This is a genomic window from Pseudaquabacterium pictum, assembly GCF_005403045.1.
Taxonomy (GTDB): domain Bacteria; phylum Pseudomonadota; class Gammaproteobacteria; order Burkholderiales; family Burkholderiaceae_C; genus Pseudaquabacterium; species Pseudaquabacterium pictum.
Genome location: NZ_BJCL01000021.1, coordinates 39,329 through 62,907, shown reverse-complemented (window position 1 = coordinate 62,907; position 23,579 = coordinate 39,329). Strand labels below are relative to the sequence as shown.

Sequence of the window (23,579 nt, the reverse complement as noted above, 5' to 3'; positions counted from 1 at the left end):
CAACATGGCAAAAGGCAAATTTGAACGGACCAAGCCGCACGTGAACGTGGGCACGATTGGTCACGTGGACCACGGCAAGACGACGCTGACGGCGGCGATCACGACGATCCTGGCATCGAAGTTCGGCGGCGAGGCGAAGGCGTACGACCAGATCGACGCGGCGCCGGAAGAGAAGGCGCGTGGCATCACGATCAACACCGCGCACGTCGAGTACGAGACGGCCAACCGTCACTACGCGCACGTGGACTGCCCGGGCCACGCCGACTATGTGAAGAACATGATCACCGGCGCCGCCCAGATGGACGGCGCGATCCTGGTGTGCTCGGCCGCTGACGGCCCGATGCCCCAGACGCGTGAGCACATCCTGCTGGCCCGCCAGGTGGGCGTGCCCTACATCATCGTGTTCCTGAACAAGTGCGACATGGTGGACGACGCCGAGCTGCTGGAGCTCGTCGAGATGGAAGTGCGCGAGCTGCTGAGCAAGTACGACTTCCCGGGCGACGACACCCCGATCGTGCACGGCAGCGCCAAGCTGGCGATGGAAGGCGACAAGGGTCCGCTGGGCGAGCAGGCCATCCTGAAGCTGGCCGACGCACTGGACAGCTACATCCCCACGCCCGAGCGCGCGGTGGACGGCGCGTTCCTGATGCCGGTGGAAGACGTGTTCTCGATTTCGGGCCGCGGCACCGTGGTGACCGGCCGTGTCGAGCGCGGCATCATCAAGGTGGGCGAGTCGATCGAGATCGTGGGCATCCGTGCCACGCAGACGACCACCTGCACCGGCGTGGAAATGTTCCGCAAGCTGCTGGACCAGGGGCAGGCCGGCGACAACGTGGGCATCCTGCTGCGCGGCACGAAGCGTGAAGACGTGGAGCGTGGCCAGGTGCTGTGCAAGCCCGGCAGCGTGAAGCCGCACACGCACTTCACGGCCGAGATCTACGTGCTGAGCAAGGACGAGGGCGGCCGCCACACGCCGTTCTTCAACAACTACCGTCCGCAGTTCTACTTCCGCACGACGGACGTGACCGGCGCGGTGGAGCTGCCCAAGGACAAGGAAATGGTGATGCCTGGCGACAACGTCAGCATCACGGTCAAGCTGATCGCGCCGATCGCGATGGAAGAAGGCCTGCGCTTCGCCATCCGCGAAGGTGGCCGCACCGTCGGCGCCGGCGTCGTCGCCAAGATCATCGAGTAATTGCAAGGGTTCGAGCCGCAGGGGTATAGCTCAATTGGCAGAGCGTCGGTCTCCAAAACCGAAGGTTGGGGGTTCGATTCCCTCTGCCCCTGCCACGCACGAACCGCAGCGCGCAACACCAGGCGCACACTGACCAACCGGCCCGCAACGGCTCGGCCCGCAGGCTCCCAAAGCCCGGCGGGCCTTGGCGCTTGATGGGAGCCCCGTTCCGCCAGGCGCACCGGCCCGGTGGCGGCGGGCACTGAAGCACATCCATGGCCACCAGCAACACGCAGATCGAAACGGTTTCCACGGGCGCGGACAAGGCCAAGCTGGCCGCTGCGGCCGTGCTGCTGGTGGGTGGCGTCGTGGCCTACTACCTGCTGGGCAAGCAGGATCTGTGGCTGCGGGTGCTGGCCCTGCTGGTGCTGCTGGCCGCTGCCGTGGCCACCTTCTTCACGTCCGAGACCGGCAAGCAGCTGATCGCCTTCGGTCGCGACGCGGTGAAGGAGACCAAGAAGGTCGTCTGGCCCACCCGCAAAGAGGCGATGCAGATGACCGGCTACGTGTTTGCGTTCGTGGTGGTGATGGCGCTGTTCCTGTTCCTGACCGACAAGACGCTGGAATGGGTGCTGTACGACCTGATCCTGGGCTGGAAGCGCTGACGTGCACACCGACGCGCGCGCACCGAAAGGCATTGACGCATGAGCGAACTGATTCCCGAGGCCGCACCGGCTGAGCCGGCTCCCGCCGCACCGGCATCGCCGCTGCGCTGGTACGTGGTGCATGCCTACTCCGGCATGGAGAAGGCGGTCGAACGCAACATCCGCGAGCGCATCGAGCGCGCGGGCATGCATGACAAGTTCGGCCGCATCCTGGTGCCCACCGAGGAAGTCATCGAGCTGAAGAACGGCAAGAAGTCGGTCACCGAGCGCCGCTTCTTCCCTGGCTACGTGCTGGTCGAGATGCTGATGGACGACGAGTCCTGGCACCTGGTCAAGCACACCAGCAAGGTCACCGGCTTTGTCGGTGGCGCCAAGAACAAGCCTGCGCCGATCTCCGAGTCCGAAGTGATGAAGATCGTCAACCAGATGCAGGAAGGTCTGGAGAAGCCGCGTCCGAAGGTGGAATGGATGATCGGCGAGATGGTCCGCGTCAAGGAAGGCCCGTTCACCGACTTCAACGGCGCCGTCGAGGAAGTGAACTACGAGAAGTCCAAGGTCAAGGTCTCGGTCACCATTTTCGGCCGGGCCACCGGTGTGGAGCTGGACTTCGCGCAGGTCGAGAAGGTCTGAATTTTCTGCCGCGCGCTGCCCCGACCCCGGCGCGCGGGTCTCTGCAGGGTCGATAGACGAGGAGGCCGCTCCGGCGGCCGCTTGAACTCGAGGAGCCTCTCATGGCAAAGAAGATCGTCGGCTTCATCAAGCTGCAAGTTCCGGCGGGCAAGGCCAATCCTTCGCCCCCGATCGGCCCGGCGCTCGGCCAGCGCGGCCTGAACATCATGGAGTTCTGCAAGGCGTTCAACGCCCAGACGCAGGGCGTCGAGCCCGGTCTGAAGCTGCCCGTGGTGATCACCGCCTACGCCGACAAGTCGTTCACCTTCGTGCTGAAGTCGCCCCCGGCGACCGTGCTGCTGAAGAAGGCCGCCAAGATCGAGAAGGGCTCCGGCCGTGCGCACCTGGACAAGGTGGGCAAGATCACCCGCGAGCAGCTGGAAGAGATCGCCAAGATCAAGGTCAAGGACCTCACCGCTGCCGACATGGACGCGGCCGTGAAGACGATCGCTGGCTCGGCCCGCTCGATGGGCCTCATCGTGGAAGGGGTCTGACATGGCCAAGCAAACCAAGCGTGAGAAGGCGGTTGCCGGCAAGGTCGATTCGCTGAAGCTCTACACCTTCGACGACGCGATCGGCATCGTCAAGGAATGCGCCACCGCCAAGTTCGATGAGTCCATCGACGTGGCCGTGCAGCTGGGCATCGATGCCAAGAAGTCCGACCAGGTGGTGCGTGGCGCCGTCGTGCTGCCCAACGGCACCGGTAAGACCAAGCGCGTGGCGGTGTTCGCCCAGGGCGCCAAGGCCGAGGAAGCCAAGGCCGCCGGCGCCGACATCGTCGGCATGGACGACCTGGCTGCCGAGATCAAGGGCGGCAACCTGAACTTCGACGTGGTGATCGCCTCGCCGGACACCATGCGCATCGTCGGTACCCTGGGCCAGATCCTGGGCCCGCGCGGCCTGATGCCCAACCCGAAGGTCGGCACCGTCACCCCCGATGTGGCCCAGGCCGTGCGCAACGCCAAGGCCGGCCAGGTGCAGTTCCGCGTCGACAAGGCCGGCATCATCCACGGCACCATCGGCCGCCGTTCGTTCGACAGCGACAAGCTCAAGGGCAACCTGGCTGCGCTGCTCGACGCGCTGAGCAAGGCCAAGCCGGCATCGAGCAAGGGCGTCTACCTGCGCAAGGTGGCGGTCTCGTCGACGATGGGCGTGGGCGTGCGGGTTGACCTGCAATCGCTGACCGCGGCCTGATCGGCTGCTGCCCGGTCGCCTCGCGGGGTGGCCGGCCAAAGACAACTCCCTGCCGCGTGTCTGGCGTCAGGGCATGAGATTGGTGGGCTGAGGCCGGTGCAAGCCGGTCCCAGGCCATCCAAGACCGTTGGCGGCGCCGCAAGGCACCTTAATCAGCCACCCGGGCCGCCAGGCCCGCGGTGGTTGGCCAGCGCAGATGGCGGTCCCGCCTGAAAGTTGAAGGGGTCGCCGGGGTGCCAACCCTGGCGGTTCGGATGCTGGAAGGTTTGGTCGCTGCAACCCGGGTGCGCCGGGACGCCTTGCGCCCGCAAGGCCAACGGCGCTGATATGTGAGGAGCAGACCTTGAGTCTCAATCGCAACGAGAAGGCGGCCGTGGTCGCGGACGTGTCGGCGCAAGCCGCCAAGTCCCAGACCCTCGCGCTGGCCGAGTACCGTGGCCTCACCGTTGAACACCTGAACAAGCTGCGCAAGGACGCGCGCGAGAAGGGTGTGTATCTTCATGTTCTGAAGAACACGCTTGCTCGCCGCGCCGTTGCCGGCACCCCGTTCGAGGTGGCATCGGAAGGCATGGTCGGCCCGCTGATCTACGGCTTTTCCGAAGACGCTGTCGCCGCGGCCAAAGTCATCTCCGACTTTGCCAAGGGCAACGACAAGCTGATCGTCAAGGGCGGCGCCTACGCCGGCAAGGCACTGAACGCTGACGGGGTCAAGGCCCTGGCGTCCATCCCCAGCCGCGAAGTGCTGATCGCCCAGGTGGCTGGCCTGCTGAAGTCGCCGATCCAGCGACTGGCCGTGGTGCTGGGTGCTGTCGCCACGCAGAAGGCCGGCCCGGCCGAAGCGGAAGCCCCGGCCGAGGCGCCTGCCGCAGCCTGACGATCCAACCGACCCAATCCAACTTTCCTGAATCGAGAAACAAATGGCATTCGATAAAGACGCATTCCTGGCCGCCATGGACAGCATGTCCGTGATGGAACTCAACGACCTGGTCAAGGCCATCGAAGAGAAGTTCGGTGTGTCCGCCGCCGCCATGGCCGCCCCGGCCGCCGGTGGTGGTGGCGCCGCCGCCGCCGCGGTGGAAGAGAAGACCGAATTCAACGTCGTGCTGCTCGACGCCGGCGCCCAGAAGGTGTCGGTCATCAAGGCCGTGCGCGAACTGACGGGCCTGGGCCTGAAGGAAGCCAAGGACCTGGTCGACGGCGCCCCGAAGAACGTGAAGGAAGCCGTGTCCAAGGCCGACGCCGAAGCCGCGCTGAAGAAGCTGGTCGACGCTGGTGCCAAGGCCGAAGTGAAGTAATTCACCTCCGCTGCCGAGGCTGGCAGGCCCTCCGGGGCCCGCCAGCCTTTGGCATTTGAAGGGCTTGTCGTCCTTCAGAACACCTGAAAGTGCCTTCCGGGTTATCCTGTCGGGCTTTTTCGAGTGTTCTCTGAACCGACTGCAGAGAACCAGTTTGGTCGGACTCCGGTGCAACGCCGGGGTTGTCCGCCAGCGGCTGGTAGTGGCCAGCCACCAAGCTTCGGGCCGTTTGGGCGCGCACCATGCCGCGCCCCAATCTGTGCGCCCGGTGCCAGTCGCCGACGAGACGTGCGCCCGGGCCCTGGCGCGCGTCATCGAAACGGAGTATCCATGGCGCAAGCAGCAACCCCCTACAGCTACACCGAGCGCAAGCGGATTCGCAAGAGCTTCGGCAAGCGCGAGCATGTGCTCGACGTCCCTTACCTCCTGACCATGCAGCGCGAGGCGTACGTCGCCTTCCTGCAGAAGGACCTGCCCCCGTCCAAGCGCAAGCCCGAAGGCCTGCAGGCGGCGTTCCTGTCCGCGTTCCCCATCGTCTCCCACAACAGCATGGTGGAGATGAAATTCATTGAGTACAACATCGCGAAACCGCCGTTCGACGTGCGGGAATGCCAGCAGCGGGGCCTGACCTTCGCTGCCGCGGTGCGTGCCAAGCTGCAGATGATCATCTACGACCGCGAGTCGGCGCCGGCCAAGGTGGTCAAGGAGATCAAGGAGCAGGAGGTCTACATGGGCGAAGTGCCGCTCATGACCGATTACGGCTCGTTCATCGTCAACGGCACCGAGCGTGTCATCGTCAGCCAGCTGCACCGCAGCCCCGGCGTGTTCTTCGAGCACGACAAGGGCAAGACCCACAGCTCGGGCAAGCTGCTGTTCAGCGCCCGCATCATCCCGTACCGCGGCTCCTGGCTGGACTTCGAGTTCGACCCCAAGGACATCCTGTACTTCCGCGTCGACCGCCGCCGCAAGATGCCGGTGACGATCCTGCTGAAGGCCATCGGCCTGAACCCCGAGCAGATCCTGGCGAACTTCTTCGAGTTCGACACCTTCCGCCTGATGGACGCCGGTGCGCAGATGGAGTTCGTGCCCGACCGCCTCAAGGGCGAGGTGGCCCGCTTCGACATCACCGACAAGGACGGCAAGGTCGTCGTCGAGAAGGACAAGCGCATCACCGCGCGCCATGTGCGCTCGCTGGAGCAGAACGGCACGCAGTTCGTCTCGGTGCCCGAGGACTACATCGTCGGCCGCATCGTGGCGCGCAACATGGTCGACGCCGACACCGGCGAGATCATTGCCAAGGCCAATGACGAGCTGACCGACGCGCTGCTGAAGAAGCTGCGCGCGGCCGGTGTCAAGGACATCCAGTGCCTGTTCACCAATGAACTGGATCAGGGTGCCTACATCAGCCAGACGCTGGCGTCCGATGAAACCGCCGACGAGCTGGCCGCCCGGGTCGCCATCTACCGCATGATGCGACCCGGCGAGCCGCCGACCGAAGACGCCGTGCAGGCCCTGTTCGGCCGCCTGTTCTACAACGAGGACACTTACGACCTCAGCCGCGTCGGCCGCATGAAGTTCAACGCCCGCGTGGGCCGCGACGTGCCCGAAGGCGCGATGACGCTGGCCAACGAGGACATCCTCGACGTGGTCAAGATCCTCGTCGAGCTGCGCAACGGCCGTGGCGAGGTGGACGACATCGACCACCTGGGCAACCGGCGCGTGCGTTGCGTGGGCGAACTGGCCGAGAACCAGTACCGGTCGGGCCTGGCCCGCATCGAGAAGGCCGTGAAGGAGCGTCTCGGCCAGGCCGAGACCGACGCGCTGATGCCGCACGACCTGATCAACTCCAAGCCGATCTCTGCGGCGCTGAAGGAGTTCTTCGGTGCGTCGCAGCTGTCGCAGTTCATGGACCAGACCAACCCGCTGTCGGAGATCACCCACAAGCGGCGTGTTTCGGCCCTGGGCCCGGGCGGCCTGACGCGTGAGCGTGCCGGCTTCGAGGTGCGCGACGTGCACCCCACCCACTACGGCCGTGTCTGCCCGATCGAGACGCCGGAAGGCCGGAACATCGGCCTGATCAACTCGCTGTCGCTGTACGCCCGCCTCAACGAATACGGCTTCCTGGAGACGCCGTACCGCCGCGTGGCCGATGGCAAGGTGACCGACCAGATCGACTACCTGTCGGCCATCGAGGAAGGCAAGTACGTCATCGCCCAGGCCAATGCCTCGCTCAGCAAGGACGGCTCGCTGACCGACGAGCTGGTGTCCGCACGGGAAGCCGGTGAATCGGTGCTGACCTCGCCCGAGCGCATCCAGTACATGGACGTGGCCCCGGCGCAGATCGTGTCGGTGGCCGCTTCACTGGTGCCCTTCCTGGAGCACGACGACGCGAACCGCGCGCTGATGGGCGCCAACATGCAGCGCCAGGCGGTGCCGGTGCTGCGCCCCGAGAAGGCCTTTGTCGGTACCGGTGTCGAGCGCGTCGCTGCGGTCGACTCGGGCACGGTGGTGACGGCCCGCCGCGGCGGCATCGTCGACTACGTCGACACCAACCGCATCGTGATCCGCGTGAACGACGCGGAGACGGTGGCCGGTGAAGTGGGCGTGGACATCTACAACCTGATCAAGTACCAGCGCAGCAACCAGAACACCAACATCCACCAGCGCGCCATCGTGCGCCGGGGTGACCATGTGGGTGCTGGCGACGTGGTGGCCGACGGCGCATCGACCGACCTGGGCGAACTGGCCCTGGGCCAGAACATGCTCGTGGCCTTCATGCCCTGGAACGGCTACAACTTCGAGGACTCGATCCTGATCTCGGAGCGTGTGGTCGCCGAAGACCGCTACACCTCGATCCACATCGAGGAACTGGTGGTCATGGCCCGCGACACCAAGCTGGGCAGCGAGGAAATCACCCGCGACATCCCGAACCTGAGCGAGCAGCAACTGGCCCGCCTGGACGAGAGCGGCATCGTCTACATCGGCGCCGAAGTGACGCCGGGCGACGTGCTGGTCGGCAAGGTCACGCCCAAGGGCGAGACCACCCTGACGCCGGAAGAGAAGCTGCTGCGCGCGATCTTCGGCGAGAAGGCGTCGGACGTGAAGGACACCAGCCTGCGCGTGGACCAGGGCACCAACGGCACCGTCATCGACGTGCAGGTGTTCACCCGCGAAGGCATCCAGCGTGACAAGCGCGCCCAGCAGATCATCGACGACGAGCTGAAGCGCTTCCGCCTGGACCTGAACGACCAGCTGCGCATCGTCGAGGCCGACGCCTTCGACCGGATCGAGAAGCTTCTGAACGGCAAGACCGCCAACGGCGGCCCGCAGAAGATCGCCAAGGGCACGGTGATCGACAAGGCCTACCTGGCCTCGGTCGAGAAGTACCACTGGTTCGACATCCGCCCGGCCGATGACGACGTGGCCAACCAGCTCGAGTCGATCAAGAACAGCCTGGAGCAGACCCGCCACAGCTTCGACCTGGCCTTCGAAGAGAAGCGCAAGAAGCTGACGCAAGGCGACGAGCTGCCCGCGGGCGTGCTGAAGATGGTCAAGGTGTACCTGGCCGTCAAGCGCCGCCTGCAGCCTGGCGACAAGATGGCCGGCCGCCACGGCAACAAGGGTGTGGTCTCGAAGATCGTGCCGGTGGAAGACATGCCCTACATGGCCGACGGCACGCCGGCGGACATCGTGCTGAATCCGCTGGGCGTGCCCTCGCGGATGAACGTGGGCCAGGTGCTGGAAGTGCACCTGGGCTGGGCCGGCAAGGGCATCGGCCAGCGCATCGGCGACATGCTGCAAGGCGAGGCCCGCGTGGCCGAGCTGCGCAAGTTCTTCGACGAGCTCTACAACCAGTCGGGCGGCAAGGTCGAGAACATCGACGCGCTGAGCGACGCGGACATCATCGAGATGGCCGGCAACCTGAGCAAGGGTGTGCCGTTCGCCACGCCGGTGTTCGATGGCGCCAAGGAAGAAGAGATCCGCGCCATGCTGAAGCTGGCCTACCCGGACGACATCGCCGCGAAGAAGGGCCTGACGGCCACCCGCACCCAGGCGCACCTGTTCGATGGCCGCACCGGTGAGCAGTTCGAGCGGCCCACCACCGTGGGCTACATGCACGTGCTGAAGCTGCACCACCTGGTCGACGACAAGATGCACGCCCGCTCCACCGGCCCGTACAGCCTGGTCACCCAGCAGCCGCTGGGCGGCAAGGCGCAGTTCGGCGGCCAGCGCTTCGGCGAGATGGAAGTGTGGGCGCTGGAAGCCTACGGCGCCAGCTACGTGCTGCAGGAGATGCTGACGGTGAAGTCCGACGACGTGAACGGCCGTACGAAGGTGTACGAGAACATCGTCAAGGGCGAGCACGCCATCGATGCCGGCATGCCGGAATCGTTCAATGTCCTGGTCAAGGAAATCCGTTCCTTGGGCATCGACATGGAACTGGAAAAGAACTGAACCCGGACGAGCCAAGGAGAAACACATGAAAGGTTTGCTGGACCTCTTCCGTCAGTTCACCCCTGACGAGCATTTCGATGCCATCAAGATCGGCATCGCCTCCCCGGAAAAGATCCGGTCCTGGTCGTTCGGTGAAGTCAAGAAGCCCGAGACGATCAACTACCGCACCTTCAAGCCCGAGCGTGACGGCCTGTTCTGCGCCAAGATCTTCGGCCCGATCAAGGACTACGAGTGCCTGTGCGGCAAGTACAAGCGCCTGAAGCACCGTGGCGTGATCTGCGAGAAGTGCGGCGTCGAAGTCACCCAGACCAAGGTCCGCCGTGACCGCATGGGCCACATCGACCTGGCCGCGCCTTGCGCGCACATCTGGTTCCTGAAGAGCCTGCCGTCGCGTCTGGGCCTGGTGCTGGACATGACGCTGCGCGACATCGAGCGCGTGCTGTACTTCGAGGCGTATGTCGTCGTCGACCCGGGCATGACCCCGCTGAAGAAGTTCAGCATCATGACCGAGGAAGACTACGACGCGAAGCGCACCGAGTTCGGTGACGAGTTCGTCGCGCTGATGGGCGCCGAAGGCGTGCAGAAGCTGCTGGCCGACATGGATCTCGACGTCGAGATCGACAAGCTGCGCAACGACATGACCGGCAGCGAGCTGAAGGTCAAGAAGAACAGCAAGCGCCTGAAGGTGATGGAAGCCTTCAAGAAGAGCGGCATGAAGCCCGAGTGGATGGTCATGACCGTCCTGCCGGTGCTGCCGCCCGACCTGCGCCCGCTGGTGCCGCTGGACGGCGGCCGCTTCGCCACGTCCGACCTGAACGACCTGTACCGCCGCGTCATCAACCGCAACAACCGCCTGGCGCGGCTGCTGGAGCTGAAGGCGCCCGAGATCATCGTGCGCAACGAGAAGCGCATGCTGCAGGAAGCCGTCGACAGCCTGCTCGACAACGGCCGCCGCGGCAAGGCCATGACGGGCGCGAACAAGCGCGCGCTGAAGTCGCTGGCCGACATGATCAAGGGCAAGGGCGGCCGCTTCCGGCAGAACCTGCTGGGCAAGCGCGTCGACTACTCGGGCCGTTCGGTCATCACCGTGGGCCCGACGCTCAAGCTGCACCAGTGCGGCCTGCCCAAGCTGATGGCGCTGGAACTGTTCAAGCCGTTCATTTTCTCGCGCCTGGAAGCCATGGGCATCGCCACCACCATCAAGGCGGCGAAGAAGGAAGTCGAGAGCGGCACGCCGGTGGTCTGGGACATCCTGGAGGAAGTCATCAAGGAGCACCCGGTCCTGCTGAACCGCGCGCCCACGCTGCACCGCCTGGGCATCCAGGCCTTCGAGCCGGTGCTGATCGAAGGCAAGGCCATCCAGCTGCATCCGCTGGTCTGCTCGGCCTTCAACGCCGACTTCGACGGTGACCAGATGGCCGTGCACGTGCCGCTGTCGATCGAAGCGCAGATGGAAGCCCGCACGCTGATGCTGGCCTCCAACAACGTGCTGTTCCCGGCGTCTGGTGAGCCGTCGATCGTGCCGTCGCAGGACGTGGTGCTGGGCCTGTACTACGCCACCCGCGAGCGCACCAACGGCAAGGGCGAAGGCCTGATCTTCAGCGACATCGTCGAGGTGCAGCGTGCGCTGGACAACGGCGCCGTCGAGATCACCGCCAAGATCGCGGTGCGCCTGACCGAGTACACCAAGGACGCCGACGGCAACTTCCAGCCCGAGACCAAGCTGGTGGACACCACCGTGGGCCGCGCGCTGCTGTCGGAGATCCTGCCCAAGGGCCTGCCCTTCGCCAACATCAACAAGGCGCTGAAGAAGAAGGAAATCTCCAAGCTGATCAACACCAGCTTCCGCAAGTGCGGCCTGAAGGAGACCGTGGTGCTGGCCGACAAGCTGCTGCAGAGCGGCTTCCGGCTGGCCACGCGCGCCGGCATCTCGATCGCCATCGACGACATGCTGGTGCCGCCGCAGAAGCCCGGCCTGATCGAGCGCGCCGAGAAGGAAGTCAAGGAGATCGAGCAGCAGTACGTCTCGGGCCTGGTGACGGCCGGCGAGCGCTACAACAAGGTGGTCGACATCTGGGGCAAGACCGGCGACGAAGTCGGCAAGGTCATGATGAGCCAGCTGTCCAAGCAGAAGACCATCGACCGCCACGGCAAGGAAGTCGACCAGGAGTCGTTCAACTCCATCTACATGATGGCCGACTCGGGTGCGCGTGGCTCCGCCGCGCAGATCCGCCAGCTGGCCGGCATGCGCGGCCTGATGGCCAAGCCCGACGGCTCGATCATCGAGACGCCCATCACGGCGAACTTCCGTGAAGGCCTGAACGTGCTGCAGTACTTCATCTCCACCCACGGCGCCCGGAAGGGCCTGGCGGACACGGCGCTGAAGACGGCCAACTCGGGCTACCTGACGCGCCGCCTGGTCGACGTGACGCAGGATCTGGTGGTCACCGAAGTCGATTGCGGCACCGAGAACGGCTTTGCCACCCGCGCACTGGTCGAAGGCGGTGAAGTCATCGAATCGCTGCGCGACCGCATCCTGGGCCGCGTGGCCGCTGTCGAGGTGCTGCACCCCGAGACGCAGCAGCTGCTGATGCCCGCGGGCACCATGCTGGACGAGGACATGCTCGACATCATGGAAGCGGCCGGCGTCGACGAGGTGAAGGTCCGCACGCCGCTGACCTGCGCCACCCGCTTCGGCATCTGCGCCAAGTGCTACGGCCGCGATCTGGGCCGTGGCGGCCTGGTCAACACCGGCGAGGCGGTGGGCGTGATTGCCGCCCAGTCGATCGGCGAGCCGGGCACGCAGCTGACGATGCGCACCTTCCACATCGGTGGTGCGGCCTCGCGTGCGGCCATTGCCAACAGCGTGGACGCCAAGAGCGACGGCATCATCGGTTTCAACCCGACGATGCGCTACGTGACCAACGGCAAGGGCGAGCTGGTGGTCATCTCCCGGTCGGGCGAGATCATCATCTCCGACCAGCACGGTCGCGAACGCGAGCGCCACAAGGTGCCGTACGGCGCCACGCTCAACATCAAGGCCGACCAGCAGATCAAGGCCGGCCTGGTGCTGGCCAACTGGGATCCGCTGACCCGCCCCATCATCACCGAGTTCGCCGGCAAGGCCCGCTTCGAGAACGTCGAAGAAGGCGTGACGGTGGCCAAGCAGGTCGACGAGGTGACGGGCCTGTCGACCCTGGTGGTGATCGACCCGAAGCGCCGTGGCGCCACCAAGGTGGTGCGCCCGCAGGTCAAGCTGCTGGACGCCGCCGGCCAGGAAGTCAAGATTCCCGGCACCGACCACTCGGTGACCATCGGCTTCCCGGTGGGCGCGCTGATCCAGGTGCGCGACGGCCAGGATCTCGCCCCCGGCGAGGTGCTGGCGCGCATCCCGGTCGAAGGCCAGAAGACGCGCGACATCACCGGCGGTCTGCCGCGGGTGGCCGAGCTGTTCGAGGCCCGCTCGCCCAAGGATGTCGGCATCCTGGCGGAGCAGACCGGCACCATCTCCTTCGGCAAGGAGACCAAGGGCAAGGTGCGCCTGGAGATCACCGACCCCGAGGGCCACAAGCATGAAGAGCTGGTGCCCAAGGAGAAGAACATCCTGGTGCACGAAGGCCAGGTGGTGAACAAGGGCGAGCTGATCGTCGACGGCGCGGCCGATCCGCAGGACATCCTGCGTCTGCTGGGCGTGGAAGAGCTGGCGCGCTACATCGTCGACGAGGTGCGGGACGTCTACCGTCTGCAGGGCGTGAAGATCAACGACAAGCACATCGAGGTGATCGTCCGCCAGATGCTGCGCCGCGTGCAGATCACCAACGCCGGCGATTCGAGCTACATCGTGGGCGAGCAGGTCGAGCGTTCCGAGCTGTTCGACACCAACGACCGTCTGCGTGGTGAAGGCAAGCTGCCGGCCACCTACGCCGACGTGCTCCTGGGCATCACCAAGGCCAGCCTGTCGACCGATTCGTTCATCTCCGCGGCGTCCTTCCAGGAAACCACCCGTGTGCTGACCGAAGCCGCGATCATGGGCAAGCGCGATGAACTGCGTGGCCTGAAGGAGAACGTGATCGTCGGCCGTCTGATCCCTGCCGGCACCGGCATGGCCTACCACCAGGCCCGCAAGGTGAAGGAAGAGATGGACGAGACCGAGCGCCGTGCCATCGCCATGCAGGAGGCCGAGGAACTGGCCGCCGTGCAGATGGCGGCTGTGGATGCCAACGCCGAGGGCGGCGACGGCAACCCGGCCTGATGCCCCGGCCACCGCGCAGGTGGTGGCCCGGTGCGATGCAAGAGGCGGCTTCGGCCGCCTTTTTTCTTGTCAGGCGGGCGTGTTCAACGCGGCCCAGCGCTCCGGCGTGACGATGCGCAGGCCGCGGGCCAGGGACGGTTTGGCCAGGCGCAGCACGGCGCGGTCACGGCTGACCAGCCAGGCCGCGGGCCAATGCCAGGCCAGATCGATGAACTTCTGGTCGTCCGGGTCGGTGCAGCGCGGGACGGGCGGGCCAGCTGCCCGGGATGGTTCAACCAGCCGCGCGCAGGTCTTCAGATTGGCCAGCGCCGCGGCGGGCGGGATCGGCCATCCCTGGGCGAACGGCCGCTGCAGCACATCGGCCAGTTCGGCCAGCATCGGTGCGGTCACCAGCGCGGTCAGCGCACCGGCATCCAGGGCCTGGCGCAGGGGCGTGCTGCGGGCATCGTCAAACAGCCACAGGTCAAGTACCACATTGGTGTCCAGCACCACCAGCGGCGCCGAGGCAGGGAAACCGGAGGCAGGTTCGGACATGGAAAGGCGTTGTCTGCGGCCGCCTGTGAAGGCACAACCCACGGCTGACTTGCTGTCGAAGGGGCGTTTGACTATAATCGAGGGCTTTTCGGCAAATTGCATCACCCGCATCGTTGGGTGAACCGTTGAACGGAAGACCTCTTGGCGTCGTGGCCCGCAGCATTCGCGGGGCTCGGCGCCGTTTGTGTTTTCCGACCAATGCGCGCAGCGGCCGGAATGACGTGACTTCAAACGGGAACAAGTTACCTATGCCAACCATCAATCAGCTCGTGCGCCATGGCCGTGAGGTCGAGGCTGTCAAGAGCAAGTCGCCTGCGATGCAGAACTGCCCGCAGCGCCGGGGCGTGTGCACCCGCGTGTACACCACCACCCCGAAGAAGCCGAACTCGGCCCTGCGGAAGGTCGCCAAAGTGCGCCTGACCAACGGCTTCGAGGTCATCTCGTACATCGGTGGCGAAGGCCACAACCTGCAGGAGCACAGCGTGGTGCTGGTGCGCGGCGGCCGGGTGAAAGACCTGCCCGGCGTGCGTTACCACATCGTGCGCGGTTCGCTGGACCTGCAGGGCGTCAAGGACCGCAAGCAGTCGCGGTCGAAGTACGGCGCGAAGCGTCCGAAGAAGGCCTGATCGGTCTTTTGAATCGAGGGGCCCGAGTCGGGTCTTTCAACTGGTTGTCACCATCGGCCGCAAGGCTGTTGCAGTGATGTTGAGCGGCAAGCGCAAGAGCGCGGCCGAGTAAGCGAGGGATCTGTTGCGTGATCCCTCCGGTGCGGGCAAGAAGGCCAGTCGGTCGCCCGGTCACCCGCTGAAGCAGACAAAGGAATTGACATGCCACGTCGTCGCGAAGTACCGAAGCGGGACATCCTCCCGGATCCGAAGTTCGGCTCGGTTGATCTGTCCAAGTTCATGAACGTGATCATGGAGTCGGGCAAGAAGGCCGTCGCCGAGCGCATCATCTATGGTGCGCTCGAGCAGGTCGAGAAGAAGGCCGGCAAGGACCCGCTGGAGATCTTCATGGTCGCCATCAACAACATCAAGCCGATGGTCGAGGTCAAGTCCCGCCGCGTGGGCGGTGCGAACTACCAAGTTCCCGTGGAAGTTCGCCCCGTCCGCCGGATGGCCCTGGCCATGCGCTGGCTGAAGGAATCAGCCCGCAAGCGCGGCGAGAAGTCGATGGCCGCCCGCCTGGCCAACGAGCTGCTGGAGGCCAGCGAAGGCCGTGGCGGCGCGATGAAGAAGCGCGACGAAGTGCACCGCATGGCCGAAGCCAACAAGGCGTTCTCGCACTTCCGCTTCTAAGCCTTTCCCCCTCAAGCCTCTCGGCCGCCCCACCCGGGTTAGTACTGACCCGAGGGCGGCCCCTGTATTTGGAGTGACACCATGGCCCGCAAGACCCCGATCGAGCGCTACCGCAACATTGGCATTTCCGCGCACATCGATGCCGGCAAGACCACCACCACGGAACGCATCCTGTTCTACACCGGTGTGAACCACAAGATCGGTGAGGTGCATGACGGCGCCGCAACGATGGACTGGATGGAGCAGGAGCAGGAGCGGGGCATCACCATCACCTCGGCGGCCACCACCTGCTTCTGGAAGGGGATGGAGATGAACTTCCCCGAGCACCGCATCAACATCATCGACACCCCCGGGCACGTCGACTTCACCATCGAGGTGGAGCGTTCGATGCGCGTGCTCGATGGCGCCTGCATGGTGTATTGCGCTGTGGGTGGCGTGCAGCCGCAGAGCGAGACGGTGTGGCGCCAGGCCACCAAGTACAAGGTGCCGCGTCTGGCCTTCGTCAACAAGATGGACCGCACCGGCGCCAACTTCTTCAAGGTCGTCGACCAGATGAAGACGCGCCTGAAGGCCAACCCGGTGCCCATCGTGGTGCCGATCGGCGCTGAAGAAAACTTCAAGGGCGTGGTCGATCTGCTGAAGATGAAGGCCATCTTCTGGGACGAGGCCTCGCAGGGCATGAAGTTCAGCTACGAGGAGATTCCCGCCGATCTGCAGGCCGAGTGCGAGAAGTGGCGTGAGGGCATGGTCGAGGCTGCCGCCGAAGCCACCGAAGAGCTGATGAACAAGTACCTGGAGACGGGTGAGCTGACCGAGGACGAGATCAAGTTCGGCCTGCGCACGCGCACCATCGCCAGCGAGATCCAGCCGATGCTGTGCGGCACCGCGTTCAAGAACAAGGGTGTGCAGCGCATGCTGGACGCCGTGATCGAGTTCATGCCCTCGCCGATCGACATCCCCCCGGTGCGTGGCACCGACGAGGACGAGAAGGAAGTCTTCCGCAAGGCCGACGACAGCGAGAAGTTCGCCGCCCTGGCGTTCAAGCTGATGACCGACCCGTATGTCGGCCAGCTGACGTTCGTGCGCGTGTACTCGGGCGTGCTGAAGTCGGGCGACTCGGTCTACAACCCGATCCGCGGCAAGAAGGAGCGCATCGGCCGGATCCTGCAGATGCACGCCAACCAGCGTGAGGAAATCAAGGAAATTCTGGCCGGCGACATCGCCGCCTGCGTGGGCCTGAAGGACGTGACCACGGGTGAGACCCTGTGCGATCCGGAATCGGTCGTGACGCTGGAGCGCATGGTGTTCCCCGAGCCGGTGATCTCGCAGGCTGTCGAGCCCAAGACCAAGGCCGACCAGGAAAAGATGGGCATCGCGCTGGGCCGTCTGGCTGCCGAGGATCCGTCGTTCCGCCTGCGCACCGACGAGGAATCGGGCCAGACCATCATCTCCGGCATGGGCGAGCTGCACCTGGAAATCATCGTCGACCGCATGAAGCGCGAGTTCGGCGTGGAAGCCAACGTCGGCAAGCCGCAGGTGGCCTACCGCGAGACCATCCGCAAGGCGATCTCGGACGTCGAAGGCAAGTTCGTGCGCCAGTCGGGCGGCAAGGGCCAGTACGGCCACGTCGTGCTGAAGATCGAGCCGCAGGAGCCGGGCAAGGGCTTCGAGTTCGTCGACGCCATCAAGGGTGGCGTGGTGCCGCGTGAATTCATTCCTGCGGTCGAGAAGGGCCTGATCGACACGCTGCCCAATGGCGTGCTGGCCGGCTTCCCGGTGGTGGACGTGAAGGTCACCCTGACCTTCGGTTCGTACCACGAAGTGGACTCGAACGAAAACGCCTTCAAGATGGCCGCGTCCATCGGCTTCAAGGACGGCTGCCGCAAGGCTTCGCCCGTGATCCTGGAGCCGATGATGGCCGTCGAGGTGGAGACGCCGGAAGACTACGCCGGCTCGGTGATGGGCGACCTGTCCAGCCGCCGCGGCATGGTGCAGGGCATGGACGACATGCGCGGCGGTGGCAAAGTCATCAAGGCCGAGGTGCCGCTGTCGGAGATGTTCGGCTACTCGACCACGCTGCGCTCGATGAGCCAGGGCCGTGCCACGTACACGATGGAGTTCAAGCACTACGCTGAAGCTCCGAAGAACGTGGCCGACGCGATCATCACCTCGCGCGCCAAGTAAGCAATACAAGCCGGTCTTCGGCGCCCGGGGTCACACCATGATCCCGGTGGGTCTGCTGCCCGTGGCAGACCGCGCGCCGGAAACCTTAAACATCCACGGGCAACGCTCTTTTCAAGACGGAGATTGACATGGCAAAAGGCAAATTTGAACGGACCAAGCCGCACGTGAACGTGGGCACGATTGGTCACGTGGACCACGGCAAGACGACGCTGACGGCGGCGATCACGACGATCCTGGCATCGAAGTTCGGCGGCGAGGCGAAGGCCTACGACCAGATCGACGCGGCGCCGGAAGAGAAGGCGCGTGGCATCACGATCAACACCGCGCACGTCGAGTACGAGACGGCCAACCGTCACTACGCGCACGTGGACTGCCCGGGCCACGCCGACTATGTGAAGAACATGATCACCGGCGCCGCCCAGATGGACGGCGCGATCCTGGTGTGCTCGGCCGCTGACGGCCCGATGCCCCAGACGCGTGAGCACATCCTGCTGGCCCGCCAGGTGGGCGTGCCCTACATCATCGTGTTCCTGAACAAGTGCGACATGGTGGACGACGCCGAGCTGCTGGAGCTCGTCGAGATGGAGGTGCGCGAGCTGCTGAGCAAGTACGACTTCCCCGGCGACGACACCCCGATCGTGCACGGCAGCGCCAAGCTGGCGATGGAAGGCGACAAGGGTCCGCTGGGCGAGCAAGCCATCCTGAAGCTGGCCGACGCACTGGACAGCTACATCCCCACGCCCGAGCGCGCGGTGGACGGCGCGTTCCTGATGCCGGTGGAAGACGTGTTCTCGATCTCGGGCCGCGGCACCGTGGTGACCGGCCGTGTCGAGCGCGGCATCATCAAGGTCGGCGAGTCGATCGAGATCGTGGGCATCCGTGCCACGCAGACGACCACCTGCACCGGCGTGGAAATGTTCCGCAAGCTGCTGGACCAGGGCCAGGCCGGCGACAACGTGGGCATCCTGCTGCGCGGCACGAAGCGTGAAGACGTGGAGCGTGGCCAGGTGCTGTGCAAGCCCGGCAGCGTGAAGCCGCACACGCACTTCACCGCCGAGATCTACGTGCTGAGCAAGGACGAGGGCGGCCGCCACACGCCGTTCTTCAACAACTACCGTCCGCAGTTCTACTTCCGCACGACGGACGTGACCGGCGCGGTGGAGTTGCCGAAGGACAAGGAAATGGTGATGCCTGGCGACAACGTCAGCATCACGGTCAAGCTGATCGCGCCGATCGCGATGGAAGAAGGTCTGCGCTTCGCCATCCGCGAAGGTGGCCGCACCGTCGGCGCCGGCGTCGTCGCCAAGATCATCGAGTAACTTTTGCATGACTTGCCGGGTTGCGGGCTTCGGCCTGCCCCGGATTCATCGCTCTTTACCAAGGACAAGTCATGTCAAAGCAAAAGATCCGCATCCGCCTGAAGGCCTTCGACTACAAGCTGATCGACCAATCGGCGCTGGAGATCGTCGACACCGCCAAGCGCACCGGCGCCATCGTGCGTGGCCCCGTGCCGCTGCCCACCCGCATGCAGCGTTTCGACATCCTGCGCTCGCCGCACGTCAACAAGACCAGCCGCGACCAGTTCGAGATCCGCACCCACCAGCGCCTGATGGACATCGTCGACCCCACCGACAAGACCGTCGACGCGCTGATGAAGCTGGACCTGCCGGCTGGCGTGGACGTCGAGATCAAGCTGCAGTAAGCAGTTCGCCTTGCGTGGTGTGCTCCTGTTCGGGGTATACTCGCAGGCTTTTCGCGGCTTGCCTGGCAACAGGTCGGCCGCGATGTCGTGAGGCGGCAGGCAGGTTCCAGGATCTGACCCGCAGCCCCGACACAGTCACCCCCGGCCAATCGATGTCGGGTGTTTGAAACAAAGGCCCCTTTCAGTGGGGGCTGGAGAAGAGCCATGACGACAGCTGCCAACAGCTATCGCCTCGGTTTGCTGGGCCGCAAGGTCGGCATGATGCGCATCTTCACGGACGACGGCGACGCCGTTCCCGTGACGGTGCTCGACGTGTCGAACAACCGCGTCACCCAGGTCAAGACCGAGCAGACCGACGGCTACAACGCCCTGCAAGTGGCGTTCGGTTCGCGCAAGGCATCGCGCGTGACCAAGCCGGCAGCCGGCCACCTCGCCAAGGCGGGTGTGGAAGCCGGTGAAATCCTGCAAGAGTTCCGCGTGCCCGCCGATGTGGTCGGCCAGTACGCGCCGGGCGCCACCGTGCCCGTCACGCTGTTTGCCGTGGGCCAGGCTGTCGATGTGCAGGGCACGTCGATCGGCAAGGGCTTCACGGGCACGATCAAGCGCCACAACTTCGGCTCGCAGCGCGCATCGCACGGCAACAGCCGTTCGCACAACGTGCCGGGCTCGATCTCGATGGCGCAGGATCCGGGCCGCGTGTTCCCGGGCAAGAAGATGTCGGGTCACCTGGGTGACGTGACGGTCTCGGTGCAGAACCTGGACATCGTGCGCATCGACGAAGCCCGCCAGCTGCTGCTGGTGCGTGGCGCGGTGCCGGGCGCCAAGAGCGGTTTCGTGACCGTGCGCCCCGCGATCAAGGTCAAGGCCAAGAAGGGAGCCCAGTGATGCAGCTCGAGCTCCTGAACGATCAGGGCCAGGCAACGTCCAAGGTCGACGCGCCGGACACCGTGTTCGCGCGTGACTACAACGAAGCCCTGGTGCACCAGGTGGTTGTGGCCTACCAGGCCAACGCCCGCCAAGGCACCCGCGCCCAGAAGAACCGCGAAGCGGTGAAGCACAGCACCAAGAAGCCGTGGCGCCAGAAGGGCACCGGCCGCGCACGTGCTGGCAGCACCTCGTCGCCGCTGTGGCGTGGGGGTGGTCGCACCTTCCCGAACATGGCCGACGAGAACTTCTCGCACAAAGTCAACAAGAAGATGTACCGCGCCGGCATGGCCGCCATCCTGTCGCAGCTGGCCCGTGACGGCCGTCTGGCGGTGGTGGATTCCATCTCGGTCGACGCGCCCAAGACCAAGCTGCTGGCCGCCAAGTTCAAGGCCATGGGCCTGGAATCGGTGCTGGTGATCGCCGACACCGTCGACGAGAACCTGGCGCTGGCCTCGCGCAACCTGCCGAACGTGCTGGTCATCGAGCCGCGCTACGCCGACCCCCTGTCCCTCGTCTTCTACAAGAAGGTGCTGGTGACCAAGGCCGCGATCGAGCAGCTCAAGGAGATGTTCGCATGAGCCACGGTGCAATGAACCTGAAGTTCAACGAGGGTCGCCTGGCCCAGGTGCTGCTCGCGCCGATCGTGTCCGAGAAGGCCACGAGCGTGGCCGAGAAGCACAACCAGGTGATGTTCAAGGTGCTGCGTGACGCCACCAAGCCTGAGATCAAGGCGGCAGTCGAACTGCTGTTCAAGGTCGAGGTGCAGGGCGTGACGGTCATCAACCAGAAGGGCAAGACCAAGCGCTTCGGTGGTCGCATCGGCCGACGCGACCACGCCAAAAAGGCGTACGTGTCGTTGAAGCCGGGCCAGGAGCTCAACTTCTCCGGGGAGGCCGCGTAAATCATGGCCGTCGTCAAAGTCAAACCCACTTCGCCCGGCCGCCGTGCCGTGGTCAAGGTGGTGCACAAGCACCTGCACAAGGGCGCGCCCGAGGCTTCGCTGCTCGAGCCCCAGAAGCAGAATTCCGGCCGCAACAACAACGGCCACATCACGGTTCGCCACAAGGGCGGTGGTCACAAGCACCACTACCGCGTGGTCGACTTCGTGCGCAACAAGGACGGCATTCCGGCCAAGGTGGAGCGCATCGAGTACGACCCGAACCGCACGGCCCACATCGCCCTGGTGGTGTATGCCGACGGTGAGCGCCGCTACATCATCGCCCCGCGTGGTCTGGAAGTCGGTGCCAAGCTGCTGAGCGGTGCCGAGGCGCCGATCAAGGCTGGCAACACGCTGCCGATCCGCAACATCCCGGTCGGCTCCACCATCCACTGCGTGGAGATGGCGCCTGGCAAGGGTGCGCAGATCGCGCGTTCGGCCGGTACCTCGGTGACGCTGATGGCCCGCGAAGGCATCTACGCCCAGGTGCGGCTGCGCTCGGGCGAAGTGCGCAAGATCCACATCGACTGCCGCGCCACCATCGGCGAGGTGTCGAACGAAGAGCACAACCTGCGCCAGTACGGCAAGGCTGGTGCCATCCGCTGGAAGGGCATCCGCCCGACCGTGCGTGGTACCGCCATGAACCCGGTGGACCACCCGCACGGTGGTGGTGAGGGCAAGACCGGCGAGGGTCAGGCTCAGGTGTCGCCGTGGAACACGCTGACCAAGGGCTACCGCACTCGCAGCAACAAGCGCACGCAAGGCATGATCGTCTCGCGTCGCAAGAAGTAAGGGTCCGCCATGGCACGCTCACTCAAGAAGGGTCCCTTCGTGGACCACCACCTGCAAGCCAAGGCCGACAAGGCTGTGGCTGGCAAGGACAAGAAGCCGATCAAGACCTGGTCGCGTCGCTCGACGATCCTGCCGGACTTCATCGGTCTGACGATCGCCGTGCACAACGGCAAGCAGCACATTCCCGTATACGTGACCGACCAGATGGTCGGCCACAAGCTCGGCGAGTTCGCGATGACCCGCACGTTCAAGGGCCACCCCGCGGACAAGAAGGCCAAGAGGTAAGGCGATGGAAACCAAAGCAATCGTGCGCGGTGTCCGCCTGTCGGCCGACAAGGGCCGGCTGGTGGCCGACCTGGTCCGCGGCAAGCGGGTTGACCAGGCGCTCAACATCCTGGCCTTCACCCAGAAGAAGGCTGCCGGCATCGTCAAGAAGGCGCTCGAGTCCGCAATCGCGAACGCCGAGCACAACGACGGCGCCGACATCGACGAGCTGAAGATCACCTCGATCTACATCGAACAGGGCTCGACGCTGAAGCGCTTCTCGGCGCGCGCCAAGGGCCGCGGCAACCGCATCAGCAAACCCACCTGTCACATCTATGTGACGGTTGGCAACTGACGCAAAGGGAAGACCATGGGACAGAAGATCCACCCGACCGGCTTCCGCCTGTCAGTCACCCGTGCCTGGGCTTCGCGCTGGTACGCGTCGAACCGCAACTTCGCCGGCATGCTGGCTGAAGACCTGGACGTTCGCGAGTACCTGAAGAAGAAGCTCAAGAACGCAGCCGTCTCGCGCATCCTGATCGAGCGCCCCGCCAAGAACGCCCGCATCACCATCTTCTCGGCGCGTCCGGGCGTGGTGATCGGCAAGAAGGGCGAGGACATCGAGAACCTGAAGGCCGAACTGGCCCGGCGCCTGAAGGTGCCGGTGGCTGTGAACATCGAGGAAGTGCGCAAGCCCGAAATCGATGCCCAGCTGATCGCCGACTCAATCACCCAGCAGCTCGAGAAGCGCATCATGTTCCGCCGCGCGATGAAGCGCGCGATGCAGAACGCGATGCGCCTGGGTGCCCAGGGCATCAAGATCATGAGCGCCGGTCGTCTGAACGGCATCGAGATCGCCCGCACCGAGTGGTACCGCGAAGGCCGCGTGCCGCTGCACACCCTGCGTGCCGACATCGACTACGGCTTCTCCGAAGCCAAGACCACCTACGGCGTCATCGGCGTCAAGGTGTGGGTGTACCGCGGTGACAACCTGGGCCGTGGTGACGCGCCCGGTGCCAAGACCGAGACGCCCGAAGACGATCGTCGCCCCCGCCGTGGCCCGCGCCCCGGTGGCCCGGGTGCCCCCGACCGCCGTGGCCCGCGCCCCGGCGCCGACCGTGGCCCGCGCAGCGATGCCGCCCCCGCCGACGCCCGTCCGGCCGAAGTGGGTGCCGACGGCAAGCCGGCTGCCAAGCGCGTGCGCAAGGTGCCCGCGCCGGGCACCGGCGCCGCCTAA

At 65.3% G+C, this 23,579-nt stretch carries 22 protein-coding genes and 1 tRNA gene; 22 read left to right on the top strand and 1 reads right to left on the bottom strand.

The features are described 5' to 3' along the window. The first annotated feature begins 4 nt into the window (after nucleotides 1-4). The 10 genes from tuf (FFT10_RS24970) (at nucleotide 5) to rpoC (ending at nucleotide 13,704) form a co-directional block, all read left to right on the top strand. Entirely contained in the window at nucleotides 5-1,195 is a 1,191-nt protein-coding gene (gene tuf, locus FFT10_RS24970; protein WP_137735591.1) for an elongation factor Tu, read from the top strand. 19 nt (nucleotides 1,196-1,214) lie between these two features. Continuing rightward, nucleotides 1,215-1,290 (top strand) — tRNA-Trp (locus FFT10_RS24965). A gap of 159 nt (nucleotides 1,291-1,449) precedes the next feature. Continuing rightward, the gene (gene secE / locus FFT10_RS24960; RefSeq protein WP_137735603.1) at nucleotides 1,450-1,839 is read left to right on the top strand and encodes a preprotein translocase subunit SecE; all 390 of its coding nucleotides are present in this window, start codon (nucleotides 1,450-1,452) and stop codon (nucleotides 1,837-1,839) included. Nucleotides 1,840-1,878: 39 nt separating this feature from the next. Beyond that, nucleotides 1,879-2,469: a transcription termination/antitermination protein NusG gene (gene nusG / locus FFT10_RS24955; protein ID WP_137735602.1), complete on the top strand. Its 591-nt coding sequence runs from the start codon at nucleotides 1,879-1,881 to the stop codon at nucleotides 2,467-2,469. Between the two features lie 101 nt (nucleotides 2,470-2,570). Next, the gene (gene rplK / locus FFT10_RS24950) at nucleotides 2,571-3,002 is read left to right on the top strand and encodes a 50S ribosomal protein L11 (protein WP_137735601.1); all 432 of its coding nucleotides are present in this window, start codon (nucleotides 2,571-2,573) and stop codon (nucleotides 3,000-3,002) included. A gap of 1 nt (nucleotide 3,003) precedes the next feature. Then, the gene (rplA, locus tag FFT10_RS24945; RefSeq protein WP_137735600.1) at nucleotides 3,004-3,702 is read left to right on the top strand and encodes a 50S ribosomal protein L1; all 699 of its coding nucleotides are present in this window, start codon (nucleotides 3,004-3,006) and stop codon (nucleotides 3,700-3,702) included. Nucleotides 3,703-4,045: 343 nt separating this feature from the next. Continuing rightward, nucleotides 4,046-4,576 (top strand): 50S ribosomal protein L10, encoded by a 531-nt coding sequence (rplJ, locus tag FFT10_RS24940; protein ID WP_137735599.1) that lies wholly within the window; start codon nucleotides 4,046-4,048, stop codon nucleotides 4,574-4,576. A 43-nt stretch (nucleotides 4,577-4,619) separates the two neighbouring features. Beyond that, the gene (gene rplL, locus FFT10_RS24935; protein WP_137735598.1) at nucleotides 4,620-4,997 is read left to right on the top strand and encodes a 50S ribosomal protein L7/L12; all 378 of its coding nucleotides are present in this window, start codon (nucleotides 4,620-4,622) and stop codon (nucleotides 4,995-4,997) included. Nucleotides 4,998-5,327: 330 nt separating this feature from the next. Continuing rightward, on the top strand, nucleotides 5,328-9,452 hold the full coding sequence (gene rpoB, locus FFT10_RS24930) for a DNA-directed RNA polymerase subunit beta (protein ID WP_137735597.1): 4,125 nt from the start codon (nucleotides 5,328-5,330) through the stop codon (nucleotides 9,450-9,452). Between the two features lie 25 nt (nucleotides 9,453-9,477). Continuing rightward, complete coding sequence (gene rpoC / locus FFT10_RS24925; protein ID WP_137735596.1) at nucleotides 9,478-13,704, top strand: DNA-directed RNA polymerase subunit beta'; 4,227 nt, start codon at nucleotides 9,478-9,480, stop codon at nucleotides 13,702-13,704. A 69-nt stretch (nucleotides 13,705-13,773) separates the two neighbouring features. On the opposite strand, the gene FFT10_RS24920 is transcribed toward rpoC, so the two are convergent. After that, nucleotides 13,774-14,238: a PIN domain-containing protein gene (locus tag FFT10_RS24920; RefSeq protein WP_137735595.1), complete on the bottom strand. Its 465-nt coding sequence runs from the start codon at nucleotides 14,236-14,238 to the stop codon at nucleotides 13,774-13,776. 248 nt (nucleotides 14,239-14,486) lie between these two features. Between FFT10_RS24920 and rpsL the strand changes: the two genes are divergently transcribed. The 12 genes from rpsL (at nucleotide 14,487) to rpsC (ending at nucleotide 23,579) form a co-directional block, all read left to right on the top strand. Continuing rightward, nucleotides 14,487-14,864 (top strand): 30S ribosomal protein S12, encoded by a 378-nt coding sequence (gene rpsL, locus FFT10_RS24915; RefSeq protein WP_137735594.1) that lies wholly within the window; start codon nucleotides 14,487-14,489, stop codon nucleotides 14,862-14,864. Between the two features lie 201 nt (nucleotides 14,865-15,065). Continuing rightward, the gene (gene rpsG / locus FFT10_RS24910; RefSeq protein ID WP_137735593.1) at nucleotides 15,066-15,536 is read left to right on the top strand and encodes a 30S ribosomal protein S7; all 471 of its coding nucleotides are present in this window, start codon (nucleotides 15,066-15,068) and stop codon (nucleotides 15,534-15,536) included. Nucleotides 15,537-15,617: 81 nt separating this feature from the next. Further along, complete coding sequence (gene fusA / locus FFT10_RS24905; RefSeq protein ID WP_137735592.1) at nucleotides 15,618-17,720, top strand: elongation factor G; 2,103 nt, start codon at nucleotides 15,618-15,620, stop codon at nucleotides 17,718-17,720. Nucleotides 17,721-17,848: 128 nt separating this feature from the next. Further along, entirely contained in the window at nucleotides 17,849-19,039 is a 1,191-nt protein-coding gene (tuf, locus tag FFT10_RS24900) for an elongation factor Tu (protein WP_137735591.1), read from the top strand. A 71-nt stretch (nucleotides 19,040-19,110) separates the two neighbouring features. Beyond that, the gene (gene rpsJ, locus FFT10_RS24895; protein ID WP_137735590.1) at nucleotides 19,111-19,422 is read left to right on the top strand and encodes a 30S ribosomal protein S10; all 312 of its coding nucleotides are present in this window, start codon (nucleotides 19,111-19,113) and stop codon (nucleotides 19,420-19,422) included. 204 nt (nucleotides 19,423-19,626) lie between these two features. Then, nucleotides 19,627-20,307 (top strand): 50S ribosomal protein L3, encoded by a 681-nt coding sequence (gene rplC, locus FFT10_RS24890; RefSeq protein WP_137735620.1) that lies wholly within the window; start codon nucleotides 19,627-19,629, stop codon nucleotides 20,305-20,307. Next, entirely contained in the window at nucleotides 20,307-20,927 is a 621-nt protein-coding gene (rplD, locus tag FFT10_RS24885) for a 50S ribosomal protein L4 (RefSeq protein ID WP_137735589.1), read from the top strand. Before rplC ends, rplD begins: the two co-directional genes overlap by 1 nt. Further along, the gene (gene rplW, locus FFT10_RS24880; RefSeq protein WP_228027302.1) at nucleotides 20,924-21,250 is read left to right on the top strand and encodes a 50S ribosomal protein L23; all 327 of its coding nucleotides are present in this window, start codon (nucleotides 20,924-20,926) and stop codon (nucleotides 21,248-21,250) included. The genes rplD and rplW overlap by 4 nt, the downstream gene beginning before the upstream one ends. A gap of 3 nt (nucleotides 21,251-21,253) precedes the next feature. Further along, entirely contained in the window at nucleotides 21,254-22,078 is an 825-nt protein-coding gene (gene rplB / locus FFT10_RS24875) for a 50S ribosomal protein L2 (protein WP_137735588.1), read from the top strand. A 9-nt stretch (nucleotides 22,079-22,087) separates the two neighbouring features. Further along, nucleotides 22,088-22,363 (top strand): 30S ribosomal protein S19, encoded by a 276-nt coding sequence (rpsS, locus tag FFT10_RS24870; RefSeq protein WP_137735587.1) that lies wholly within the window; start codon nucleotides 22,088-22,090, stop codon nucleotides 22,361-22,363. Between the two features lie 4 nt (nucleotides 22,364-22,367). Continuing rightward, the gene (gene rplV / locus FFT10_RS24865) at nucleotides 22,368-22,697 is read left to right on the top strand and encodes a 50S ribosomal protein L22 (RefSeq protein ID WP_137735586.1); all 330 of its coding nucleotides are present in this window, start codon (nucleotides 22,368-22,370) and stop codon (nucleotides 22,695-22,697) included. A 15-nt stretch (nucleotides 22,698-22,712) separates the two neighbouring features. Continuing rightward, the gene (gene rpsC, locus FFT10_RS24860) at nucleotides 22,713-23,579 is read left to right on the top strand and encodes a 30S ribosomal protein S3 (protein ID WP_137735585.1); all 867 of its coding nucleotides are present in this window, start codon (nucleotides 22,713-22,715) and stop codon (nucleotides 23,577-23,579) included.